We start from the raw sequence: 22,790 nt of genomic DNA, 5'->3' as shown, positions 1-22,790 counted from the left end.
AAATCCTTAAGGGGAAGGGTAACGGGTCGGGAGAGCATTTCGACCCGCCTCATGCGGTCGAAGAAAGCGCTGCAACGCGCCGCGTGCCAATCCCCCGGCCGGGACGATTAGAAAGCAACCTCTTCACGGTCCGGGAAGGCAATTCTGAGTTCAAGCTCCTTATGACGGGAGAGATTTGAGAGATGGGTGAGGGGGATGATGCCTTTCCCGCTCGTCCAGCGGGATCGACCATCCTCGACATTATTCCAGCCACCCAGTTGCCTATCATTAAGATGCGCGTCGATCATGACGCTATGGCTCTTATCTGACACGTGGACAGCGCCCACACGCACGCCGAGACGGCGTCGATCATCCCAATAAGGGCCATGAAGCTGGTCAGGTCGGGACGCATCGCTTTCGATAATGACGTATTTCGTCCCAGCAGGGACCGAAAAAACCGCATGCCGGTCGTCAACGTCCTTCAATAGGGCGATGTCACCACGGTCTGTCCTGAGTTGCACCAATTTGCGACTCAATACAGGATTGTTCGACGTGACCGGCATACCCAAATTGTTCGAACGTTCTGCCAGGCGCTGCCAGAACTGGTTCGCCTCCTCGATCTCGGTGACGAGCGGGTAGGCGAGGGTCGTGTCAATTTCTTCCCCCGAACTTTCGACCGCGCCGAACTCCCGCTTATTCTGACCGATCAGATAGCTTTCGGACGGGAGAGATTCTGAAAAAACAACCGCGTGTTTTTCAAAAGCGAAGTGATAATAAGTATAACGGCGACGCTTGAGGTCATAAGCAATTGAGGCGCCATTAACGAGGCGGCGCACGGGTATCAGTTTTTCATTGATGAGAATGCAATGTTCGGGCGTGACCCACAGATCGCGCTTTGGCTGACCCGTAGCGAAAGCATCGGCCTTGATACGCACGAGGAAATTATCCAGCTCCGTCGCGCCACGAAGATCCACCTCTTTTTTGCCCAGCCACCTGATCGGCTGCGGCCCGAGATGCGTCGAGACGAGGTCACCCAGCTTCAGCGTTTCAACCAGTCTGTCACCGTCAGGCGTCCGAATAAGCGTGCCCTCGGCGAAGCATGATGAAATAATGGTGCCGCCCTTATTATCCGGCGCGAACTTGTAATTCTGGAGATTTCCATTGATGGTCACATCGCCTTTTGTCGTATGAATGACAAACTTATTGGTCGATTGTGTGACGCCGGTTATTGTCGATGGGTCGAGATCAGTGATATCGAGTGAATAATCCGTTCCGCTTGAATTGACCGTCAGGTTTTTCAATGCTGTTTTTGTTACGGAGACATTCGCACTTCGGGCAAGGTTCAGCGTGGCGGGTCCGATCTGGTCGATCGACACATTGCCTGAAGAGACGTTCAATATCGGCTTGTTTGTCGTGCTCGTTGAGACCAGACCGTTACCGCCGATCGACACATTGCCCGAACCGCTGATGTCGAACTTACCCTCCATCGTCGTCCCTGCGCCGATCGTGACGTTACCACCCGTCATCGTGACAGAGTTAAGCGTGCCGCCACCCGTGCGGACATTACCCCATTTGATTGTTGAATTTGCAACATAGCCGCCCGGGTCAAGGTAGACATTGCCACCATTGACAGTATTGCTGTCGCCATAGCCACCATTTTTGAAGATGACGCCCTGACTGGACATTAGGGTCTGGCTTCTGATTGCCGACGTGGAGGCATCAGCGATTAAGCAGTTAATGCCGTCAATCCACCAGTAAGCCATGACCTACCCTCCATCTGCCCGTTGCAAAAGGCCGCTTCCATCATGGCGTCGTTATGTATCGTCACAATGCCAAACGAGAGACGCGAAAATTCAGTGATAAATGACAGTATCGTTCCGGATTAAGAATTAATATTAAAATTTTAATCCTTCAGGCTCAATGCGCTCTCAATGGGTCATCGTTGGATGCGCCCAACAACATCCGCTTTTCCAGAAAATGAAATGGTGACTGCCATATTGTCAAACCTTGTCCGCTCGGTTGAGGCGGTTCCCATCTGGATGACGGCGCGCCCTGCCTGACGCACGCAAGCCCCCCCCGCCGGCGGCGATAAATATCCGAAATACATGACGCCCTACCATTTTGACACCCGGCGTCCGTTCCAATTCAGATCGTCAAGCATGTCACCAATGTGATATCAACAATGAGCCCAGAATCGCCATGGATATTCAGATATGTATTGGACAGCACTCAACGCACTTATTTTCCAACTGTGACCATTGACGGCAATCTTATGAGGCTGTATTGCACAATAAATTCATCATCTTTTAACGAATTAAATAAAAAAATGCCTCGAGACCTCAGAATAGACGCTTGCCGCGGTTTTGCTCTTGTGATGATTCTGATCGATCACATCGCTGGGAATGCACTTGGACATTACACGATGTGGAATTATGGGTTTTGCGACGCAGCAGATCTTTTTGTCTTCCTTTCCGGCTATTCTGTATGGCTTGCTTACGGGCGCACGATTGAGAAGCATGGGCCTGATGGCGGCTGGCGCCGAGGATTGAACAAAATTTCGCGTAGATGGGTGACGATCTACATTTATCAACTCCTGACCGTTTTTTCAGGCGTTCTGATCGCGCGCTTATGGATCCATTTTTTCAACGCGCCTAAGGATTTCATCGAGCCCATACTGACCGATTCCTGGCGGTGGGTAAGATCGTTCCTGATTTTCCGGACTTTGCCTGAGAAATTCAATATCCTACCGCTTTATTCCGTTCTTCTGGCGCTTTCTCCGATCATTATTGGACTTTACCGGGTGAAACCGCTCCTGCTTATCATGGTGAGCGCGGGGTTCTGGATAGGTGCCAATTTCTTCCCGTCTTTTAATCTCCACAATAATCTCAATCCTGCGGGATGGTTCTTCAATCCTTTCGGTTGGCAGTTCATTTTCACGCTCGGGATGCTGACATCCGTCGTCGCGCTGAAGAGAAATGGAAGTCTGAAGTCGATCCGCAGTATGAAAATTGTGGCGTCGCTTTTCTTGCTTTTCGCGTTTTTTCAGAATTTTCCATGGGCCGAGTGGCATTTGCCGACTTTGACGCTTTTTACAAACCTTCCTCTTAATGAGAAAACGCCGCTTGCGCCGTGGCGCGTCGTCGACACGCTTTGCATCATGTACCTAATTCTCTCATCAGAACGCGCAAAAACGTTCGCGCGCTCAGTTATTGTCAAACCTCTCATTCTTCTCGGACAGAACTCCCTTGAGGTATTCTGCGCAGGCACTGTCGCCACGATCATCGCGGGCGTGTTCATGACCCGTTTCGGGACGAGTTTTGACCACCAGATCGTGTCGAACATAATTGTATTTGCCGCGGCATTTTCAGCCGCCTGGCTAAAAAGCGGTGCGAAGCTAAAGGGGTACCGCGGAACGCGCCATCAATGTGCTGAGCTTTCGGGCGAAGCATGAGCTCTCGCATGCTACGCGCCAGGGGTGAACGTTAATTGCGTTGATCAAAGCTGTTCACCCAGCGCGCCCTTTCTGACTCGTCGCGTCCACCGACACTTGAATCAATCGCGTGCGCCCGAGGTATGCCTGTTTGAGCTTGAGAGGTGGGCCCAACGCGGCAAAGCCTTCCGATGGCTCGCGACGTCCTTATCGGCACTTACAATAATGTTGGCCTGGCGCACATTCTGACGTCTGAGATCGTCGAAGTTTTGGGTTTGAGCATCTCGAAAGTGCTCCACATATTGGCGCGTCGCGAATTGCGGGTTTTGATAGGTGAGGCGGCCACTGGCCTCAATGCCGGAAAGGCCGTCGCCTGCATCAAATTTGTCTAACCATCAAATCAAGTTATTGATTTGACTAACGTTATTGAGGTGATGGCGACCCATACGGGATTCGAACCCGTGTTGCCGCCGTGAGAGGGCGGTGTCCTAGGCCTCTAGACGAATGGGTCGAGGCAGGTGCGTTCTAGCAGAAACCAGCCTGATGGCAAGGGAAATTAATGATGCTGTGAAATTATCGGGCCGAGCGCTTCCCCACCAAGGATATGCATATGAAAATGCGGCACTTCCTGCCCCGCATTTTTGCCGCAATTGGACACGAGGCGGTATCCGCCATGGGTCAGGCCCGCGTGACGCGCCGAATCGCCAATGGCCTGAAAGAAACTCACGATCTCCTCCTGACCCGCATGGGCACTGAAATCGTCAAAGGACCGATAGCGCCCTTTCGGGATAGCGAGGAGATGCACGCGCGCCTGCGGGAACTTATCCTGGAAAACAAGCACGTGCTCATTTTCAAAAATCACATCGGCATTCAGCTCATGGCGCAGGATGCGGGCGAAGATATTATTATCGTCATAGTTTATTTCGGTCATTTTATGTCCTCGCACTTTTTGGCTTTAACTTTTGGTCAGGCGGGTTTTTCCCCACGTGAGGCTTTCTCGGCGATGCCGCTCATGGCTTCACGGCGTTGAAGCTCCCGCCAGATTTCCTGCGGGGCAATGCCGGCATCAACCCAGAGCACAATCAGATGATAGAGCACATCGGCACTCTCACTCACCAGTTCATTCGCGCTGCCAGCCACCGCCTCAATGAGGCATTCAACCGCCTCTTCCCCGAATTTCTGAGCGATTTTTTTGCGTCCGCGCGATAATAAACGGGCGGAATGGCTTAAAGAGGGGTCGGTCCCGCGACGTGAAAGCACGGTCTCATGCAATCGGTCAAGCACGGCGGCTGTGATGTCGTCGCCCGCGCGATCCCGTTGGCCTTTCTCAATTTCCAGCAAAGCAGAGGCGACTTTCTTCTTGCCTGAAGCTTTTTTGGTGCGGGATTTCTTCACGCCGGAGGCTGTGCGCGTCGATTTGCCTGATGAAAGGGCCACAATTGCTCTCCTTGAAACCGTCGATCGTCTTGTTAAGCGCCCGGGCGGGATGCAGGATCCATCCTGACAGGCAATCCTGCCAGATGTAAGGCGCGTTTCACATCGGAGATGGTCAGATCACCAAAATGGAAGACACTGGCGGCCAGCATCGCGCCCGCCCCGGCTTGCGCCGCCTCAACAAAGTGCCGGGCCGACCCGACCCCGCCTGAAGCAATAACCGGCACCTCGACCTGACGGGAAACAGCGTGGAGCAGGTCGATATCAAAACCTTCTCGCGTGCCATCGCGGTCCATGCTGGTCAGCAGGATCTCCCCGGCCCCACGCCGCGCGGCTTCTTCCGCCCAGGCGACGGCATCAATGCCCGTGCTTTTCCGTCCACCATGGGTAAAGACCTCCCATTTGCCAGGCGCGGATGCGCGCGCGTCAATGGCACAGACGATACATTGCGCGCCAAAGCGTGACGCCCCCTCGCTGATGAGTTCAGGCCGTTTGATGGCGGCAGAGTTGACTGCGCATTTATCCGCCCCGGCGAGGAGTAGCCGCCGCATGTCCTCGCTTGTGCGCACGCCGCCCCCTACCGTAAAGGGCAGGAATACACGTGACGCCACGCGGCTGACGAGGTCCAGCAATGTGTCACGGTGGTCCGACGTGGCGGTGATGTCGAGAAAGGTCAATTCATCCGCCCCGGCCGCGTCATAAATGGCCGCCTGCTCCACCGGGTCCCCCGCATCGCGGAGGGAGACGAAATTGACCCCCTTCACGACGCGGCCATCAGCGACGTCGAGACAGGGGATCACGCGCAGTTTAAGCATGGGCGCTGCCGAGTATCTGACGTGCTTCATCCATCGTGAAGCAATTCTCGTAGAGCGCGCGCCCGATAATCACGCCTTCAATATTCGGGGCCGACATGGACGCATCCTTAAGCGCGCGGAGATGCGTCAGGGCGCCGACACCGCCACTGGCGATCACAGGGATGGTCAGTTGCTGCGCAAGGGCCATTGTCTGCGGGATATCAATGCCGGACATCATGCCATCCCGCGTAATCTCAGTAAAAATGACGGCGGCGACACCCGCATCCTGCATTTTGAGGGCAATATCCGTCACGGAGAGCTCACTCTCATCTGCCCAGCCTTCAGTTGCGACGCGGCCCCTCCGTGCGTCAATCCCCGCGACAATCCGCCCCGGAAATTTCTGACAGGCCTCCCGCACAAGCTCCGGGTTTTTGACGGCGATGGAACCAAGTATGACGCGGGAAATTCCCAGTTCCAGCCATGCCGCAATCGATTCGAGGGTGCGAATACCGCCGCCAAGCTGGATTTTCATATCCACGGCGCCAAGAATGCGCCGGATCGCTTCAGAGTTGCGGGAGACCCCTTCAAAAGCGCCATCCAGATCCACGACATGTAGATAACGGCATCCGGCTTTCTGGAACGCGGCGGCCTGCAACGCCGGGTCGTCCGCATAAGCCGTTGCCGAATCCATTTCCCCCTGACGCAGGCGCACACACCGCCCGTTTTTAAGATCGATCGCCGGGTAAATTGTGAGAGATTGCCTGGGCATAAAAACCTGATTTTTGATGAGTTGCGGAAAAGCGCTTAAATGACCGCCATGTTTGACGGTGACCATGTCAGAAAATTGATCAGGAACTGAATCCCGACATGCTGGCTCTTCTCGACGTGGAACTGCGTGCCGCAACGATTGCCGCGCGCAACGATCGCGGGGACCTTCCCGCCATAAGTCGTGCTGGCGATGACGTCCGCCGGGTCATAATCCTGCAACGCATAGGAATGCACGAAATAACCGTGCTCCCCTGGCGCGATATTTCTGAGCAGGGGATGGGCGTCGGGTTCGAATTCAAGGTTGTTCCAGCCCATGTGGGGCAGGCGAAGGCCCGCCTCACGCGCTTCCGTCATGATGTCAACCGTGCCGCGTATCCACCCGAACCCGGTCGTCTCACCATGTTCCAGACCACGCGCGGCCATGAGTTGCATCCCGACACAAATACCGAGATACGGTGTTCCCGCCTCTGTCGCCGCATGAAGTGCGGTGAGGAGCGGCCCCTGCACCGCTTTGGCGCAATGATTGAAAGCACCCTGCCCGGGGAGGATCAGTCGGTCCGCCGCCATGATGTCGGCCGGCGCACCACTGATAATCACGTCAATTGCCAAACCCGCTTTCTGCGCTGCAAAAGTGACGGATGTGGATGCAGAAGCCAGATTGCCACCATTATGGTCAACCACGACTATTTTCTGTCTCATAATATTCTCGAATCTTCGCGCATCGAACATAAAACCCTTTAGAATTTCAGCAAGGCAAATCGATGCAGCGGCGATAAACTCTTTTAAAGACGACCCTTGGTTGACGGAACGGCGTCGCCCGCCCGGGGGTCATGGGCGCAAGCCATGCGCAAGGCACGCGCCAAGGCTTTGAAACCACTCTCCGCGATGTGATGGTCGTTTTTACCGCATCTTTGATTGACGTGCAGCGTCAAAGCCGCACTCATGGCGAAGGCTCGGTAAAATTCCTCCACAAGGTCCGTATCAAGCTCACCGATCCTGTCGCGGCTGAAGGACATATTGAAAGCGAGAAAGGGCCGCCCTGAGAGGTCAACCACCACTTCTGACAAAGCCTCATCCAGAGGGACAAGGGCATGGCCGAAACGGGTGACACCTTTTTTATCGCCTAAAGCGTCTGAAAATGCCTTACCCAACGCGATGCCGACATCCTCGACCGTGTGATGACCGTCGATCTGAAGGTCTCCATGGCATCGAATGGTCAGATCAAAGGCTGCATGTTTAGCGAGCGTGACGAGCATGTGATCGAAGAAACCGATACCCGTATCGATTTCACTGACCCCTTGACCGCCAATATTGATGGAGACGTGAATATCCGTCTCCCGCGTCTTGCGCTTCACCGTTGCTAGTCGAGCATTTTCCATGATCCGTGTTTAGCCGATTACCCACCCCCATGCAAAGTCCTTCCGACACTCGCGTAAAAATGAGTTCGTGTTAGACTGCAGCCGGCTTCGACAGGCGGGAGGGTGTGATGCCGGGTAAAAACAAGGCGATGGAGGTGCTGTTAAGTCGGGCCTCGACGGATCGTCTCATTGCGCCAGCGCCGAAAGGGGCGGTACTCATGCAGATCCTCTCAACGTCCCTGCGTGCGCCGGATCACGGGCGGATGCGCCCCTGGCGTTTTGTCACGGTGACGGGCAAGCACCGCGCCGCATTTGCCGATTTGCTCGTGGCGGCGATGCGCAGGACGGACCCGGACATGAAGTCCGCCAAGCTTGAAAAAAAGCGGGTGCGCTATGCGGAGGTCCCGATGACCATCATATTGGGCATGGACCTGCACCCGGATGCCAAGATCCCGGTTGATGAGCAGGTTATGGCCGTGGCGGCGGGGGCAATGAATGTCCTCAATGCGTTGCATGCTGCAGGTTTCGGTGGAATGTGGGTTTCCGGCGCGTTCCAGAATGATGAGACGTTTCGCAAAATGCTCGGCTTCACCCGTGAGCAGAAAATTGCGGGTTTCCTCCAGGTCGGCACGGTTGAGGGGCGCGCCGTCACGTCAAACAGGCCGGATATCGACCTTTACCACGCGCGCTGGAAGGGTGATCCCGTCGCGTTCGGAGCGGATAAGTGAGTACGGAATTTGACATCGTCATCATTGGCGGGGGCGCGGCCGGTCTATCCTGTGCGTTATCGATGGATCGCCTCGGTTTCCGTGTCGCCGTGATGGAGCAGGCGCCGGAAACCGCGATGGAGAATCCCCGCTTTGACGGGCGGGAGCTCGCTTTGACGCACCACACCATCGCCTGGCTTAAAGATTACGATGTGTGGCCGCATTTCGCGCCCTCCCAGGTCACGCCCCTTCAACGCGCCGACATTTTATCCGGGCATGATGCTGCGCGCGCGGCGCAGAGACCTCTCTCATTTCAGTCCATGGATGCACCGCCGAAAGGGCGGGCACCGCTGGGCTATCTTGTCGCCCATCACGTCATCCGCAAAGCTCTTTATGAAGAGGTCAGGAAGCGTGAAAACATCACCGTCATGGGTGGAAAAGACGTTTTGCGCAGCGGCGCGCATGATGAAGAAGCCTATATGGACCTGAATGATGGGCGGCGCTTTCATGCACGCCTCATCGTCGCGGCCGATGGGCGTTTCTCCCGTGCGCGGGCGCAAAGGGGGATCGGCGCCGTCACGCATGATTTCCGGCGGCATATTCTTGTCTGTCGCCTCAGCCACACCCGTCCCCATCATGATATCGCTACACAATGGTTTGATGAGGGGCAGACTCTGGCCTTCCTGCCCGTTGGGGAAAAGAGCGCGGACGGGCGTGACTGCTCATCCCTCGTTCTGACACTCAAGCCGGATGATATCAGCCGCCTGGCACACATGGCGGCGCCCGATTTCGTTGACGATCTTGCGCAGCGTTTACAGGGGCAATTGGGTGAGATTGATCTCATCAGTGCGCGCTGCACTTATCCTCTCAAGGCCGTCTATGCCCATCGTTTCCGAGCGGCGCGCTTCGCTTTGATTGGCGATGCGGCGGTGGGGATGCACCCGATCACGGCGCATGGCTTCAATTTCGGGCTGAAGGGTCAGGAAACCCTTGCCCGAAAAATCGCGGAGGGCGCAGGCGACCCGGGCGATCCGCGCCTTTTGCGTCAGTTCGAGATGGCCCATCGTCGGGATACGATGCCGCTTTTCGCGGCCACAAATGCGATCGCAACGCTTTATACGCACGATGCTCCTTTGAGCCTGAAATTGAGGGAGGCGACATTGCAATTTGCGCAGAACAGTAATCCGCTCAAACGTTTCGTCGCCCGCATCCTCTCCGACCATTAAGGCCGCCCCGCTGACAGGACGGCCCTTGAAGGTTTGATCAGTTCCCTGCAGCGCCACCGAACTGCGCCGGTGGTTGGCCGAGGGGAATGCCCTCTCTCCTCAAATTGCCATAGGCGTCCAGCATCAGGGCATTTGTGACATTGCCAGCATCGCGGACGGAAAGCAGCTTGGCTGACAGGGCCAAAGTGATCCCCGTTTCACTGATCGACGCGATGGAGACGCCTGGGGCCGGGTCCTGAAGGATGTCGGTTCTCTCCCGCATCATATCCAGCAGGACTTTCTGCGCCTTTGCCGCATCAGCATTGGTGGAAATCGTGACATTGGCCGTCATCGTGCTGATCGGCGAGCCCATCGTCGCATTGCGGACATTTGACGTGATGAATTGCGAATTCGGGACGATCATTGTGGACCCATCACCCAAGGTGATCTCCGTCGCGCGCACGCTGATTTTTTTAACATCGCCCTTGACGCCGCCAATCTCAACGAGGTCTCCGACGCGGATGGGCCGTTCAGCCAGAAGAATGACGCCGGAAACGAAATTCTGCACAATGGATTGCAGGCCGAAACCAATACCAACGGAGAGCGCACTGACCACCCAGGTCAGGTTCTGCACGGCGACACCCGCCTCTGTCAGAACCAGCAAAAGGACGGCAATCCACAACACGTAGGTCATGACGTTGGTGATGGAGGAGCGTGTCCCGACATCCAGCCGAGTCAAAGGAAATAATTTTCCCTCCAGCCATCTCTTCAGATAATTGATGACATAATAGGCAATGGCCACCGAGGCGACACAGACCAGGAGCGTATTGAGCGACAGGCTGAAACCGTGGAAGGACTGGCCAACGAAAAGCCCCCGCAACTGGGCGCCAATTGAACCAAGGTCAAAATGCCCGCCGGACAGGGCGATCGACAAAAGCACCACGACCAGCAGCACATTCAAGACAAAATTGAGGACGACGCCAAATTGCTCGACGCGGCGACTGCCTACGCCAAGGGCGGAGAGCCGACGGGTGAGAGGCGCGTTGGCACCGAAGATCCAGGCGATCAACTCTTTAACTGTCAGACCGAGCAGCAGCACGATGACGCAACCCAACCCGAAGGAAACCAGGTTGGAGACCATAAAGAAGGCAAACACCATATAGCCGAGCAGCACGGCCACCAAGGCGACGATTGATGCGATGACAGCAATGCCGCGCAGGGACGGCATGAAAAAGAGGCTCTGCTCCGTCCGCATCCCGTCCATCTGGCGGAATAAGCCGACGAGGTAAAGAGTCACAAAGATGGCGAAAACGCCCTCAAGCAGGTGCCGTGTGTAAAATGGTAAGGCGTTTTCTTCAGCGACGGCAAAAAGAAAACTCTGAATAATAAGGAAGGCCGTAATAGTGAAGACATGGCGACGATATGTATGGGGCTCCCGCGTTTCACCGGATGCGGTTGGCACCAGATGACTCAGCGAGAACGGCACCGCGCCGATCAGGAAAGCCGCAAGCGGAATGGACCCGGTGAGGCTTTCCGCGATGCGCTGACCCGCGCCACGAAAAAAACCGACAGACAGGAGCTGCCATAATAAGGTCGCCACAATCGCGCTGATCAGTCCGGAAAGCATGACAGACAGGAAAACGGGCCTTCCCGCCGCCTTGGGCGGGGCGCCGACCCGGTTGATCAGCCTGTCTTCAAACCGGGGGAAATATCGATAGCTATATCGTGAGGCCATTGCCGCCGCCGCGCCGGTGAGGATAAGCCCGATCAGCCACAACCATGATTTATGCAGCGCGCCAGCATATTGCCCATTATGCCCGGGCGCGAAAGCGCTGCGAATCTGACTGAATTCTCCCGCCAGACCCGCCCAGTAATCCGGTGTTACCGGGGATGGGATTTTCTGCGTCAGTAAGGCTGACTGCTTATGCGACAGCTGACGCTGAATATTGGCGCTGAGCTGCTTCCCCTGAAGCTCAAGCAGTTTCGACTGGATGGAGGCGGAGCGGATATCGGCGAGGATGGATTTCAGGTTTTTCCGCTGCGCGGTGATGTCGGTACTTTCCCCCTCACTTGCCGCATTACCGATGGTTTCGAGGAAACTTTCATAAATGGTCTGGAATGATTTGATCTGCGCTGAAAGGGATGCAGCGTTGGACGCCAGTGACGTCGCCCGATCACCGAGGGACGCATAGCTTTCGCTGCCAAGGGCGGCCGACTCATCTGAAAAAGCTTTTTCCAGCCGCTTTGCTTCGGATTGCAGGGAGTCGATGCGGTCATTGATCGCTTTGGCGGATGTGCTCCAGCCGAAACCGGAGGGCATGGCCATCACGGTCGACGTTTTGTCGGCCGGGTCCGCGACACCATTTCGAGGGAGGGTGACCGTCATGACGATCAGCGTCGCCGCGCAGAGACGTTTCGCCGTCCTGATCCAAGTCGAATTTTCTGAAAAGCGGTGCGAGGCCATTGATCGTCCTTATTCCGGTGGCTGTCGCTTCAACGACAAAATTTTCCGATAGTTTGCATGACGGGTGAAGTTGCTGACATGTCAGCGGCCATCAAAAGTTGCGGTCGGCGATGACATCCTTGATGGTCTCAAAACCGCTGCGGGACATTTCGTGTAAAAGCTCACGTTTGATCCTGCTGATCATGGCGGGCCCGTGCAGCACGAAGGCGGAATATAACTGCACCAGATCCGCCCCCGCGCGCAGGCGCGCCAACACATCAAACCCGGTCTCGATCCCGCCGGATGAAATGAGCGTCAAGCGCCCGCGATTCAGTCGAGCAACATCTCGCAAAGTTGTGATGGCGAGCTGGGACAAAGGCCGTCCCGAGAGTCCGCCCGCCTCATGCTGATGGGGGGAGGCCAGGCCATGCGGCCGTCTGACCGTCGTGTTGCTGACGATCAGCCCGGCAGCCCCGTTATCCACGCAGGCTTCAACGATATCGTCCAACGCCTCCCGCGCGAGATCCGGGGCGATTTTAACGAGGAGAGGGGGGTGAAGCGGTGTTCCTTTCCTGACAGCCTGCAAAATCCCGGCGATTGATCGGGCGCCTTGCAGATCGCGTAAGCCGGGCGTGTTGGGGGAGGAGAGATTGATCGTCAGATAATCCGCCAGAAGGCTGAAGGAAGCGGCTGACTGGGCATAATCCCGCTCTGGTCTTGCGCCTTCCTTATTGATGCCGAGATTGACGCCAATCTGCGCATGGCCTGACTGCTTCGCCTCCATCTCCCGGATGTGCCGCAGCCGCCGCAGAAACGCTTCCGTGCCACCGCTGTTGAAACCGAGGCGGTTGATGATCGCGTTATCTTCCGGCAGGCGGAACAGGCGCGGCCGGGGGTTGCCGGGTTGCGGCCTTGGCGTCACGGTTCCACATTCCACAAAGCCGAACCCCATTCGTGATAAAGCGCGGGCGGCACGGCAATCCTTATCGAACCCGGCGGCCAGGCCGATCGGATTTGCCAGATTCATGTTAAGACATTGTGTCGCAAGGCGCGGGGAGTCCGATTTCGCGGCAGGGTAGAGCCCGAGGGAGAGAAGTCGGATCGCAACGTGATGCGCTGTCTCAGGAGCAAGCGCATGTAAAAAACGTGTCGCTACTCTGGAAACGCAGGAGGAGAACATGCTGTATCCCGTGACGGTCAAATTACAGGGTGGATGTCTTTTTAAATGTAAAGATGAGGCGATTTTAAGGCATTGGCCGAACTTTGCAAATCAGGATGGCTGCCGCCATGGAATGGAATGAACCCTACCTCGAATCATGCTGCCGGAGCGCCTTGCACCGACTGAAACTGGCCGGACCGGCCGGGCGGCCTCTTGCATTACGGGACGCGCCCTGTCTGAAGCGCTTGTGTGCGGAGGGACTTGCATCGGTCGCTCAGGACGGGCGTGTCCGTATGTCGGCGCAGGGCGCGGCACGTCATGATGTCGAAATCGCCCAGATGCGCCGCCGTCGTGGTGTTCAGAATCGCCGACGCCGCGCCGGGTGACATTATCGTGAAGCCCTCAACCGCTTTAAACCGCGTGTCAGGGCGAAGCCGCGCATGATTGAAGCTTTCAGCGCGATGTGCAAATAAACGGCAATTCTTTCACCCTTTTTAACTTTTCGGAAGCGAAACGCGTTTTCGACATGGGTGGAAATCATCTTCAGGAGCAGAGAATGTCTCTCGTGCATCTATATATGGCGGTCTCCATCGTGGCGGAGGTGATCGCCACGACGATGCTTAAAGCGTCGGACGGCTTTACACGCTTATTGCCCGGCGTCGCGGCGGTGATCGGATATGGCTTCGCCTTTTACTTCATGTCCCTGACATTGCGCAGCGTGCCAACAGGTGTTGTCTACGCGATCTGGTCCGGGGCGGGCATTGTGCTTGTTTCCATCATCAGCCTCATCATTTACAAGCAGGTACTTGATCTGCCGGCGATCATCGGGATCGTTTTCATCCTTGTCGGCGTTCTTATCATCAATCTGTGCTCTCAAAGCGTGGCGCATTGACGGGACAGGTTCACGATATGTCGGTGAGCGGGGTGAGTGTTAATGGCGGCAGCGCGGGGTAACAAGCACATTATTGACACCATGATGCACGCGCGCCGGCGTCGCGGCCGCCCGGCAGGGCGCACCGGCGTGGATCGGCGCAGGACGGGTAAGGCGCCCGGCCCGGCTGTTGACCCGCTTTCCCGCGCTGTGGCAGATTCAGCCGTCAAATGTGTCGAGGCCTATATGATGAGTGAACGGGAGGAAATCGTTCAGTCCAGCGTCGCCTATCTCCGCGCACTTTGCGACATCTGGTCACAGCGGAAAATCGACGCGAGAGACGTGTGGCGCGAGGTAGATGGGCGGCTTCAGGTTTCCGCGCTTCTCAACCGCTTGAATCGCCAGCGTGCGTCCTCCGTGCGCGTTAAGCGCAAATTATGGCGTCCCTCTTCAACGAAACTGCCTTGACCTATGTACGCCCTTGATATTGCCAGCCTGATCGTCATCACCCTCTCCGTCATCTGGGCGGTGCATCGCGGCTTTGCGGAGGAACTCTCTGCCGTGATTGCCTGGGGCGGGGCGATCATGCTTTGCTACTTTTTGTATCATTTCCTCGCGGAACGCCTGGAACCCTGGATGAGTGACGAGAAATCGAGTCGCACCGTGGCGATCATCGTCAGCTTTATTGTGCTTCTCGTCATCATGCGAATGGTCACACGCTCTTTCGGGCAATTTCTGAAAAAAAATCTCTTCGGCAATCTTGATCGCATTCTCGGTATTGTTTTCGGCGCGCTGCGTGGCTATCTAGTGCTCGTTATCGTGTTCATCGGACTGAGATATTTCTTTCCCGATACGTCCCAGGAGTTATTGACAAGTGACAGCCACGCCGCCGCGCCTCTGCAAGCCGGCCTTAACTGTTACGATAAAATCCGGGACAGAATACAGAACCCACCCTCTTTATCAAAAAAAACCAACCTTGATGCAGGGCCGGCTCTGGATGAACCCGATACTGCCATTGAGGACGACCCCGAGACAAGTGATGGCCTACAGGAGCCCTGATTTATGAGTCCCGACATGCAGGCTGAGCCGAGCAACCGCCCTTATGAAGAGTGCGGTGTGGTGGGGATCTGGGGCGCGCCAGGCGCTGCAGGGCTTGCGGCCCTGGGGCTTCATGCGTTGCAACATCGCGGTCAGGAAGCCGCTGGCATTGTCAGCCATGATGAATCCCGTTTCTACCAGCATAAGGGGCTGGGGCTGGTCGGGGATGTTTTCGGTGATCCGCGCAATATCGCACAATTGCCGGGTGACTGCGCCATCGGGCATAATCGTTACGCCACTACGGGCGCGACTTTGCTGCGCAACGTCCAACCTCTTTTCGCCGATTTCGAATTTGGCGGGCTCGCGGTCGCGCATAATGGCAATCTGACCAATGCCCAGACGCTGCGCCAGGCCTTGGTGAAGCGTGGATGTATTTTTCAGTCAACGACGGATACTGAAGTTTTCGTTCATCTGATCGCGATCTCCCTTTATGCGACGGTCAGGGAGCGCCTGATAGATGCGGCAAAGCAGGTCAAAGGCGCTTATTCTGTCGTCTGTCTTGATCAGGATTCTTTGATCGGATTGCGGGATCCGCTGGGTGTCCGTCCGCTGGTTCTGGGCAAGCTGGCTGAGGGCGGCTGGATGCTCGCAAGCGAAACATGCGCGTTGGAAATCGTCGGCGCCGAGTTCGTCCGGGATGTTGAGCCCGGGGAGCTCGTCGTCATTGACAAGAATGGCGTTACGTCTTGCCGCCCCTTCAAAAATACCGCATCCCGCTTCTGCGTTTTTGAATATATTTACTTCTCACGCCCTGACTCTCAGGTCGAGGGGCGTTCCGTCTATCAGGCGCGCAAGCAGATCGGTGTGGAACTTGCGAAGGAAAGTCCCGTGCCCGCGGATGTCGTCGTGCCCGTCCCGGACTCCGGCGTGCCGTCAGCCATGGGTTACGCGGCGGAAAGCAAGCTTCCTTTTGAGATGGGCATCATCCGTAACCATTATGTCGGCCGCACTTTCATTGAGCCGACCGATCAGATCCGCCATCTGGGCGTGCGGATGAAACATTCGGCCAATCATTCCGTGCTGGCAGGCAAACGCGTCGTGCTTGTCGATGACTCGATCGTCCGGGGGACGACGTCACGTAAAATCGTGGACATGGTGCGCGCCGCCGGCGCGACGGAAGTCCATATGCGGATCAGCTCTCCCCCCACGAAGCATCCCTGTTTTTACGGTATCGATACGCCGGAGGAGAGCAAACTCCTGGCTGCGACCCATTCGGTTGAGGAGATGGCGCAGGTCATCGGCGTTGACAGCCTCGCCTTCATTTCCTTCGATGGGCTTTACCGTGCGCTTAACCACGTCAATAGATCAGAGGCGGCGCATCGTTATTGTGATGCTTGTTTTACCGGTGATTACCCGGTTGAGCTGGTTGATCGGGAAGGACGCCTGATCGCGTAACGGTGTCGGGACGATTTAAGGGAAGTCCGGCAGAATATTTGTGCGTTCTTCGCGCAACTAACGCTTATTGAAGCTTGTTTTAAACAAATCACTTCTTCAGTAAACGCAACTTCTGTATGGCATTGCACCGTTATACTCAAACGATGACCCTATCAAACGCCTTTGTACGATCACTGTGGCGGCATAAGTTGACCTTAAAACACAAAGTGAATAGCTTACGTGAACTTTGCTTTAAGGTTTATTTCCATTCGCGCAGCCGGGCTTCGCGAGGCACCACATCACGCTATAAACGATTCGGATACTCTTTATGCAGAACCAACCCGATGTCTTGCCAAACCGGGCTTTTATGACGGTGCGAAACGTGACGCAAAATGCCTTGCTTTGCAGCGCAGCCTTCCTGACAGCCCTGACCGTGGTCGGGTGCAAAAGTAAATCAGGTTCCGGCACTCCGCCGCCTCAGCTCGTGAAATTTGTCAAGGTCCATACGGAGGCCGTGCCGGTTGATACTTCACTCCCCGGGCGGGTCAGTGCGTTTGAGCAGGCGCAGATTCGTCCGCAGGTGGGCGGCGTCGTCCTTAAACGGTATTTTGAGCAGGGCACGGATGTTAAAAAGGACCAACTTCTTTATCTGATCAATCCCGCGCCTTACAAAGCGGCTTACGAAACGGCCAAGGCGCAGCTTCTTCATGCCCGCGCGGCGGCCATTGGCATCAAGGCGCAATATGAGCGTTACAAGCCGCTGGTCAAAGCCCATGCGGTCAGCCAGCAGGATTTTGATAATACGCGGTCTCAGGCCCTTCAGGCGGAAGCGGCCATCGCCACCGCCCAGGCCACGCTGGACAGTGCCGCCGTTAATCTGGACTGGACGGAAGTCCGCTCCCCGATTGAAGGGCGTATCGGGCGCATGCTGTACACGCCGGGCACTTTAGTAACGGCGGGGCAGGTTGATCCGATTGCGCTGGTCACGCGTCTTGACCCGATTTATGTCGACGTCAATCTCGCAGCTTCCGACATGTTGCGTCTCCGCCGGGAGATCGCGGATGGCACGCTCAAAAAAGTTGATGAAGGCGATGCCCCTGTCGAATTGATGCTGGAGGATGGCAGCAAATATGACCTTCCCGGTGTGCTGCGACTCTCCGAGGTCACAGTGGACCCGGGGACGGGTACACTCGTTTTGCGGGCGCAATTCCCCAATCCAGACAAGTTGTTGATGCCCGGTATGTATGTGCATGCGCAGGTCAAGGAAGGGGTCGATCCGACGTCCGTCGTGGTGCCGCAGGAGGCCGTGATGCGCAACTCGCGCGGGGATCCATACGTCTTCGTGATTGATGACAAAAACCAGCTCGACACAAAAATGGTGGAACTTGGCCGGGCAATCCATGGCAAATGGGTTGTGCGGAAAGGTTTGAAAGATAATGATCGCGTCGTTGTCTCAGGCCTGGTCAAGGTCAAAAGCGGTCAGAAAGTGACGCCTGAGGAACAAACGACTTCCGCTCCGAAGACGCAGGAAAAATAAGAGTATCCATGTCACGCTTCTTTATCGACCGCCCCGTTTTCGCCTGGGTCATCGGCCTCATCATCATGCTCATCGGGGTCGTCGCCATCCCGAACATGCCGGTTGCGCAATATCCCAGCATTGCCGCACCTGAAGTCGCCATTTCGGTTGATTACCCGGGGGCTTCGGCCGAGACCGTCAATAATACGACGGTGCGGCCGATCCTTCAGCAGATGTATGGGCTTGACCATCTCGAATATATTTCCGCGACGTCTTTCGGCAGCGGACACATGGAAATCGACCTGACGTTTGAGCAGGGGACCAACCCCGACATCGCGCAGGTGCAGGTGCAGAATAAATTGCAACTGGCCCAGCCGCGTCTGCCGACAGAGGTCGTTACACAGGGGATTTCGGTCAATAAATCCGCGAAAAGCTTTTTCCTGATTCCCGCCTTCATCTCTGAAGATGGAAGCATGTCCGGGCAGGATATTGCGGATTACATCGCCTCCAACGTGTCTGACCCTGTCTCCCGTGTGACGGGTGTGGGTGACAAGACGCTTCTCGGCTCAGAATATGCGATGCGCATATGGATGGACCCGAATAAGCTCTTTCGTTACCAGCTTAACGTCACAGATGTGCAGAATGCGATTGCACAGCAGAACATCCAGATTTCCTCCGGTGAACTCGGCGGCGTGCCCGCCTCGTCGGAAGCCGGTTTCGATGCCTCGATCATCGGGCCGGAACGCTTCAGTGACCCCGAGCAATTCCGTAACATCGTGCTGAAAGTGCAGCTTGACGGGTCACAAGTGCTTCTTAAAGACGTTGCGCGTGTGGAATTGGGGGCGCAGAATTATAATATCTCGTCCTATTATAATAACCGCCCCGCCGTCGGAATCGGCCTCAAACTCGCGCCGGGCTCCAACCAGATCAAAACGGAAGCCGCCGTTCGGGACAAGATTTCAGAGCTCGAGAAGTTTTTCCCCAAAGGTCTGAAAACGGTTTACGCATTCGATACGCTTCCCTTCATCACTTTATCCATTCATGAAGTGCTTGAAACGCTCGTCATCGCCATCATCCTTGTTTTTGTGGTAATGCTGATCTTCCTTCAGAATTTCCGTGCCACATTGATCCCGACCATCGCCGTGCCCGTCGTGCTGCTGGGCACGTTTGGTGTTCTGTCAGGGCTTGGTTACAGCATCAACACGCTGACCATGCTGGCGATGGTGCTGGCTGTCGGGCTGCTGGTGGATGATGCGATCGTCGTTGTGGAGAATGTCGAGCGTGTCATGGATGAGGAGGGACTTTCGCCGAAGGAAGCCTCAAAAGCCTCCATGGACGAGATCCAGGGCGCGCTTGTGGGGATCGTGCTGGTTCTGACGGCGGTGTTTTTGCCCATGGCGGCCTTCGGCGGGTCGACGGGCGTAATCTATCGCCAGTTCTCTTTCACCATCGTCGCCGCCATGTGGCTGTCGGTCCTCGTCGCGCTCATCATGACGCCCGCGCTGTGCGCAACCATGCTGCGCCCGTCCCACACGGTCAAAAACCGCTTCGCAAAATGGTTCAACCTTCATTTTGACCGGCTGACGGAGGCTTATCTTCGCGGAGTGAAATGGATGATCAACAGCGTCACCGTGGCGCTGATCGGGTTTGTGATTTTGACAGGCTGCGTGGTTTTCCTCTTCCTCCGCGTGCCGACAGGGTTTCTGCCGGAAGAGGATCAGGGCGTCCTTTTCGGCCAGTTGACGATGCGCCCTGGCGCCACTAAAGCGCAGACAGGTGAGGTGAACCGCCGGATCTCCGATTACATCATGAAGAATTACGGCGATATCGTACAATCCGTCTTCAGCGTGGACGGGTTTAACTTCGCCGGGCAGGGGCAGAGCGCGGGGGCGTTCTTCGTCCGATTCAAGCCCTGGAATATCCGCACGAAATCCAACCAGTCGGCGATGAATGTCGCGCAGGAGATCACCATGCATTTCTGGGGTGACCCGGCAGCGCAGATCTTCGCCATTAACCCGCCTCCGGTCATGGAGATGGGGAATGCTTCCGGTTTTGACGTTGAATTGGTTGATAATGGCCATCTTGGCCGCAATGCGCTGGAAGCCGCGCGTGACCAGTTGATTGCCGAGGGCAATAAAAGCCCGCTTCTGGAAGCTGTGCGCTCCATGGAAATGGCGGATCAGCCGCAATTCCATCTCGATGTGGATCGCGATCGGGCCAATGCGCAGGGCATCACGAATAGTGAGATCAACAGCGCTCTCAGCGGTGCATTCGGCTCCATTTACGTCAATCAGTTTCTGCGCGCTGGCCGCGTCAAGCAGGTTTATATTCAGGGTGAGCCTTGGGCGCGTATGACGCCTGAGGACGTCAATAAATGGTACATCCGCAATGCCAGCAATATGATGGTACCATTTAACTCCTTCGCGCAGGGAAGATGGATTTACGGTCCGCAGAAAGTTTCCAATTATAATGGTGTCGATGCGCTTGAAGTGCAGGGTTCTCCCCGTCGGGGTGTGAGCTCCGGCGCGGCCATGAACGAAATTGCGCGGATCGCCAAAAACCTTCCCGCAGGTATCGGGTATGAGTGGACAAACCTCTCCTACGAAGAGGCGAAATCCGGTGGGTCCACCGGCCCGCTTTATGCCTTGGCCGGCATTGTCATCCTGCTCTGCCTGGCGGCTCTTTATGAGAGCTGGGCCATCCCGCTTTCCGTCGTGCTCGTTCTGCCACTGGGCGTGTTGGGGGCTATTGTCCTGACATTGATGCGCAACCTCAGTAATGACGTTTATTTTCAGGTGGGACTTCTCACGACGGTCGGGCTCTCGGTTAAAAATGCCATTCTCATCGTTGAGTTCGCAAAAGCGTTTTTTGAGGAAGGCGACTCTCTGGAGGAAGCCGTCATCAAGGCGGGCCGGGAGCGTCTGCGCCCGATCCTGATGACCTCCATCGCGTTTGTTTTCGGCGTGCTGCCGCTTGCCTTCGCCTCGGGCGCAGGCGCTTCCTCCCGTCAGGCCATCGGCACCTGCGTGGTTGGCGGCATGTTATCAGCGACGGCGCTGACGATATTCTTTGTGCCTGTCTTCTTCGTCATCATTCTTCGCCTCTTCCGTGTGAAGCGTCTGAAGGAGAAAATTGATATTTATGCCAAAAAGACGCAGCGTTCGAAGGGAGTCAAATCATGAAGCTGCGTGACTGGGCGCGCTCCCTGGTGATTTTCGGGGTGATTGCGCTTTTGGCAGGATGCAATCTGGCGCCGCATTACAAGCGGCCAGACCAACCCGTGCAGAATAAATATCCGGACGATGCGCAAAGTCGGGCTGATGGCGCGTCATCCGCCAATATGGGCTGGACGCATTTTTTCCGTGACGCGCGCCTGAAGGCGATTATCTCTCTGGCACTGCGTAATAACCGTGACTTGCAGGAGAAAGCCGCGGCGATCATTTCCGCGCAGGGTAGCTATCAGGTCCAGCATGCGTCGCTTTTCCCGCCGATCTCCGTGACGGGGCAGGCCAATTACAATGCGCCTTCTGACCTTGCCGGTTTTTCCTTTGCGCCGACCACCGGTGCGAATGCCTCCCTGTTGCGCTATTACAGCGCCGGGATCGGTTTCTCGGCCTATGAAGTCGATTTGTTCGGGCGCATTCGCAACCTGTCGAAATTCCAGGCTGAGTCCGTTCTTGCCGCGGCGGAGAATACGCGATCTGTCCGGATCACGCTGATCTCCCAGATTGCCAACACTTATCTTCAATGGCTGAGCGACCGCGCATTGCTTCATATCGCGCAGGATACGCTGTCATCGCAGCAGCAAACGCTCGCATTGACAAAGAATCTCTTCGCCTATGGTCAGACGGAGGAGCTGACCCTCAGCCAGATCCAGACTCAGGTTGAAAGCGCCGCCAGCGATGTCGCGCGATTTACGCGTCAAATGGCGGTGGATGAACACGCCCTGCAACTGCTCGTCGGCACACCCTTGCCGGACACATTGCCGCCGCCCTCAAATTTCGGCCAGCAGACACTCATGGCGGATATCCCGGCCGGCCTCCCGTCGGAACTGATTGCCAATCGCCCGGATGTGCGTGCGCTTGAGCATCAGCTCATCGGCGCCAATGCGAGTATCGGCGCGGCACGTGCGGCGTTCTTCCCCAAAGTGATGCTGACATCTCAGGAGGGGATCAGCAGTTTGCAGTTCCGCAATCTCTTCACCCCGAATGCGCAGACATGGGGCGCCAATCCGTCCATCACCCTGCCTATTTTCACTTGGGGGCAGAATGCCGGTAATCTGAAAATGGCGAAGGCAGAGCAGAGGCGGCAGGTCGCTCTTTATGAAAAAGGCGTGCAGAAAGCCTTTCAGGAAGTTTCTGACACATTGACCGGACGGGAAACCTACCTGCGGCAGGATCAGCATCTGACTCGTCTTGTCGCAGCCTCCCGGAAAGCCTACGATCTCGCCATGATGCGCTATAAATCCGGGATCGATCCGTATCTGACCACTTTGACTCAGCAACGGACGCTTTATCTGGCGCAGCAAAACCTCATTATGGTCCAACTTGCGCGATATCAGAATATCGTCACCTTATATCGCGCGCTCGGCGGCGGCTGGAGTGAGAAAGACGTGCAGCTGCCTTCATCTGCTCACGCGCAGAAAGGTGTCTGA

The 22,790-nt window shown here is 56.1% G+C and carries 20 protein-coding genes, 1 tRNA gene and 1 pseudogene; 12 read left to right on the top strand and 10 right to left on the bottom strand.

The genetic code is table 11. The features are described 5' to 3' along the window. Positions 1-107 precede the first annotated feature (107 nt). Positions 108-1,664 carry a Hint domain-containing protein gene (locus CGLAMM_RS07945; RefSeq protein WP_394819899.1) on the bottom strand — a complete coding sequence of 519 codons (1,557 nt, stop codon included), beginning with the start codon at positions 1,662-1,664 and terminating at the stop codon, positions 108-110. Positions 1,665-2,161: 497 nt separating this feature from the next. Between CGLAMM_RS07945 and CGLAMM_RS07940 the strand changes: the two genes are divergently transcribed. Together CGLAMM_RS07940 and CGLAMM_RS07935 are read left to right on the top strand one after the other, a co-directional pair. Continuing rightward, on the top strand, positions 2,162-3,430 hold the full coding sequence (locus CGLAMM_RS07940; RefSeq protein WP_418115541.1) for an OpgC family protein: 1,269 nt from the start codon (positions 2,162-2,164) through the stop codon (positions 3,428-3,430). Between the two features lie 170 nt (positions 3,431-3,600). Continuing rightward, positions 3,601-3,801 carry a hypothetical protein gene (locus CGLAMM_RS07935; RefSeq protein WP_394819897.1) on the top strand — a complete coding sequence of 67 codons (201 nt, stop codon included), beginning with the start codon at positions 3,601-3,603 and terminating at the stop codon, positions 3,799-3,801. 43 nt (positions 3,802-3,844) lie between these two features. Here the strand turns inward: CGLAMM_RS07935 and CGLAMM_RS07930 are convergent. The 7 genes and pseudogenes from CGLAMM_RS07930 to hisB all read right to left on the bottom strand — a co-directional run bounded on the left by CGLAMM_RS07930 (position 3,845) and on the right by hisB (position 7,784). After that, a tRNA-Glu gene (locus CGLAMM_RS07930) sits at positions 3,845-3,920 on the bottom strand. A 45-nt stretch (positions 3,921-3,965) separates the two neighbouring features. Beyond that, positions 3,966-4,340, bottom strand: a complete 375-nt coding sequence (locus CGLAMM_RS07925) for an HIT domain-containing protein (protein WP_394819896.1) — start codon at positions 4,338-4,340, stop codon at positions 3,966-3,968. A 35-nt stretch (positions 4,341-4,375) separates the two neighbouring features. Further along, positions 4,376-4,846, bottom strand: coding sequence for a phosphoribosyl-ATP diphosphatase (locus tag CGLAMM_RS07920; RefSeq protein WP_394819895.1), 471 nt, complete (start codon positions 4,844-4,846; stop codon positions 4,376-4,378). Positions 4,847-4,878: 32 nt separating this feature from the next. Then, the gene (hisF, locus tag CGLAMM_RS07915) at positions 4,879-5,658 is read right to left on the bottom strand and encodes an imidazole glycerol phosphate synthase subunit HisF (RefSeq protein ID WP_394819894.1); all 780 of its coding nucleotides are present in this window, start codon (positions 5,656-5,658) and stop codon (positions 4,879-4,881) included. Then, a pseudogene (gene hisA / locus CGLAMM_RS07910) lies at positions 5,651-6,391 on the bottom strand (1-(5-phosphoribosyl)-5-[(5-phosphoribosylamino)methylideneamino]imidazole-4-carboxamide isomerase); the annotation flags it as partial. The pseudogene hisA and the gene hisF, both read right to left, overlap by 8 nt. A gap of 50 nt (positions 6,392-6,441) precedes the next feature. Beyond that, positions 6,442-7,104 (bottom strand): imidazole glycerol phosphate synthase subunit HisH, encoded by a 663-nt coding sequence (gene hisH, locus CGLAMM_RS07905; protein ID WP_394819893.1) that lies wholly within the window; start codon positions 7,102-7,104, stop codon positions 6,442-6,444. Between the two features lie 83 nt (positions 7,105-7,187). Continuing rightward, positions 7,188-7,784, bottom strand: coding sequence for an imidazoleglycerol-phosphate dehydratase HisB (gene hisB / locus CGLAMM_RS07900; protein WP_394819892.1), 597 nt, complete (start codon positions 7,782-7,784; stop codon positions 7,188-7,190). Positions 7,785-7,891: 107 nt separating this feature from the next. Between hisB and CGLAMM_RS07895 the strand changes: the two genes are divergently transcribed. Together CGLAMM_RS07895 and ubiM are read left to right on the top strand one after the other, a co-directional pair. Continuing rightward, entirely contained in the window at positions 7,892-8,491 is a 600-nt protein-coding gene (locus CGLAMM_RS07895) for a nitroreductase family protein (protein ID WP_394819891.1), read from the top strand. Further along, a complete protein-coding gene (gene ubiM, locus CGLAMM_RS07890) occupies positions 8,488-9,696 on the top strand; it encodes a 5-demethoxyubiquinol-8 5-hydroxylase UbiM (RefSeq protein ID WP_394819890.1) in 1,209 nt (402 codons plus the stop codon). The genes CGLAMM_RS07895 and ubiM overlap by 4 nt, the downstream gene beginning before the upstream one ends. Before the next feature lie 37 nt (positions 9,697-9,733). Here ubiM and CGLAMM_RS07885 read toward each other — a convergent pair whose 3' ends face one another. Further along, positions 9,734-12,139: a mechanosensitive ion channel domain-containing protein gene (locus CGLAMM_RS07885; RefSeq protein WP_394819889.1), complete on the bottom strand. Its 2,406-nt coding sequence runs from the start codon at positions 12,137-12,139 to the stop codon at positions 9,734-9,736. Between the two features lie 91 nt (positions 12,140-12,230). Then, entirely contained in the window at positions 12,231-13,298 is a 1,068-nt protein-coding gene (locus CGLAMM_RS07880; protein WP_394819888.1) for a quinone-dependent dihydroorotate dehydrogenase, read from the bottom strand. A 95-nt stretch (positions 13,299-13,393) separates the two neighbouring features. Here CGLAMM_RS07880 and CGLAMM_RS07875 point away from each other — a divergent pair, with 95 nt between their 5' ends. The 8 genes from CGLAMM_RS07875 to CGLAMM_RS07840 all read left to right on the top strand — a co-directional run bounded on the left by CGLAMM_RS07875 (position 13,394) and on the right by CGLAMM_RS07840 (position 22,790). After that, positions 13,394-13,663 carry a hypothetical protein gene (locus tag CGLAMM_RS07875; RefSeq protein WP_394819887.1) on the top strand — a complete coding sequence of 90 codons (270 nt, stop codon included), beginning with the start codon at positions 13,394-13,396 and terminating at the stop codon, positions 13,661-13,663. Positions 13,664-13,833: 170 nt separating this feature from the next. Continuing rightward, positions 13,834-14,169 carry an SMR family transporter gene (locus CGLAMM_RS07870; protein ID WP_394820105.1) on the top strand — a complete coding sequence of 112 codons (336 nt, stop codon included), beginning with the start codon at positions 13,834-13,836 and terminating at the stop codon, positions 14,167-14,169. An 81-nt stretch (positions 14,170-14,250) separates the two neighbouring features. Next, positions 14,251-14,616, top strand: coding sequence for a hypothetical protein (locus tag CGLAMM_RS07865; RefSeq protein ID WP_418115540.1), 366 nt, complete (start codon positions 14,251-14,253; stop codon positions 14,614-14,616). Between the two features lie 3 nt (positions 14,617-14,619). Next, a complete protein-coding gene (locus CGLAMM_RS07860) occupies positions 14,620-15,207 on the top strand; it encodes a CvpA family protein (RefSeq protein ID WP_394819885.1) in 588 nt (195 codons plus the stop codon). Positions 15,208-15,210: 3 nt separating this feature from the next. Beyond that, positions 15,211-16,641: an amidophosphoribosyltransferase gene (purF, locus tag CGLAMM_RS07855; protein ID WP_394819884.1), complete on the top strand. Its 1,431-nt coding sequence runs from the start codon at positions 15,211-15,213 to the stop codon at positions 16,639-16,641. 346 nt (positions 16,642-16,987) lie between these two features. After that, positions 16,988-18,157, top strand: coding sequence for an efflux RND transporter periplasmic adaptor subunit (locus CGLAMM_RS07850; RefSeq protein ID WP_418115539.1), 1,170 nt, complete (start codon positions 16,988-16,990; stop codon positions 18,155-18,157). Positions 18,158-18,165: 8 nt separating this feature from the next. After that, positions 18,166-21,318, top strand: a complete 3,153-nt coding sequence (locus CGLAMM_RS07845) for an efflux RND transporter permease subunit (protein WP_394819882.1) — start codon at positions 18,166-18,168, stop codon at positions 21,316-21,318. After that, positions 21,315-22,790, top strand: coding sequence for an efflux transporter outer membrane subunit (locus tag CGLAMM_RS07840; protein ID WP_394819881.1), 1,476 nt, complete (start codon positions 21,315-21,317; stop codon positions 22,788-22,790). Before CGLAMM_RS07845 ends, CGLAMM_RS07840 begins: the two co-directional genes overlap by 4 nt.

This window comes from Sorlinia euscelidii (genome assembly GCF_036452135.1).
Classification (GTDB): domain Bacteria; phylum Pseudomonadota; class Alphaproteobacteria; order Acetobacterales; family Acetobacteraceae; genus Sorlinia; species Sorlinia euscelidii.
The sequence above is the reverse complement of the archived record's forward strand: the minus strand, read 5'-3'. Positions and strand labels throughout refer to the sequence as shown.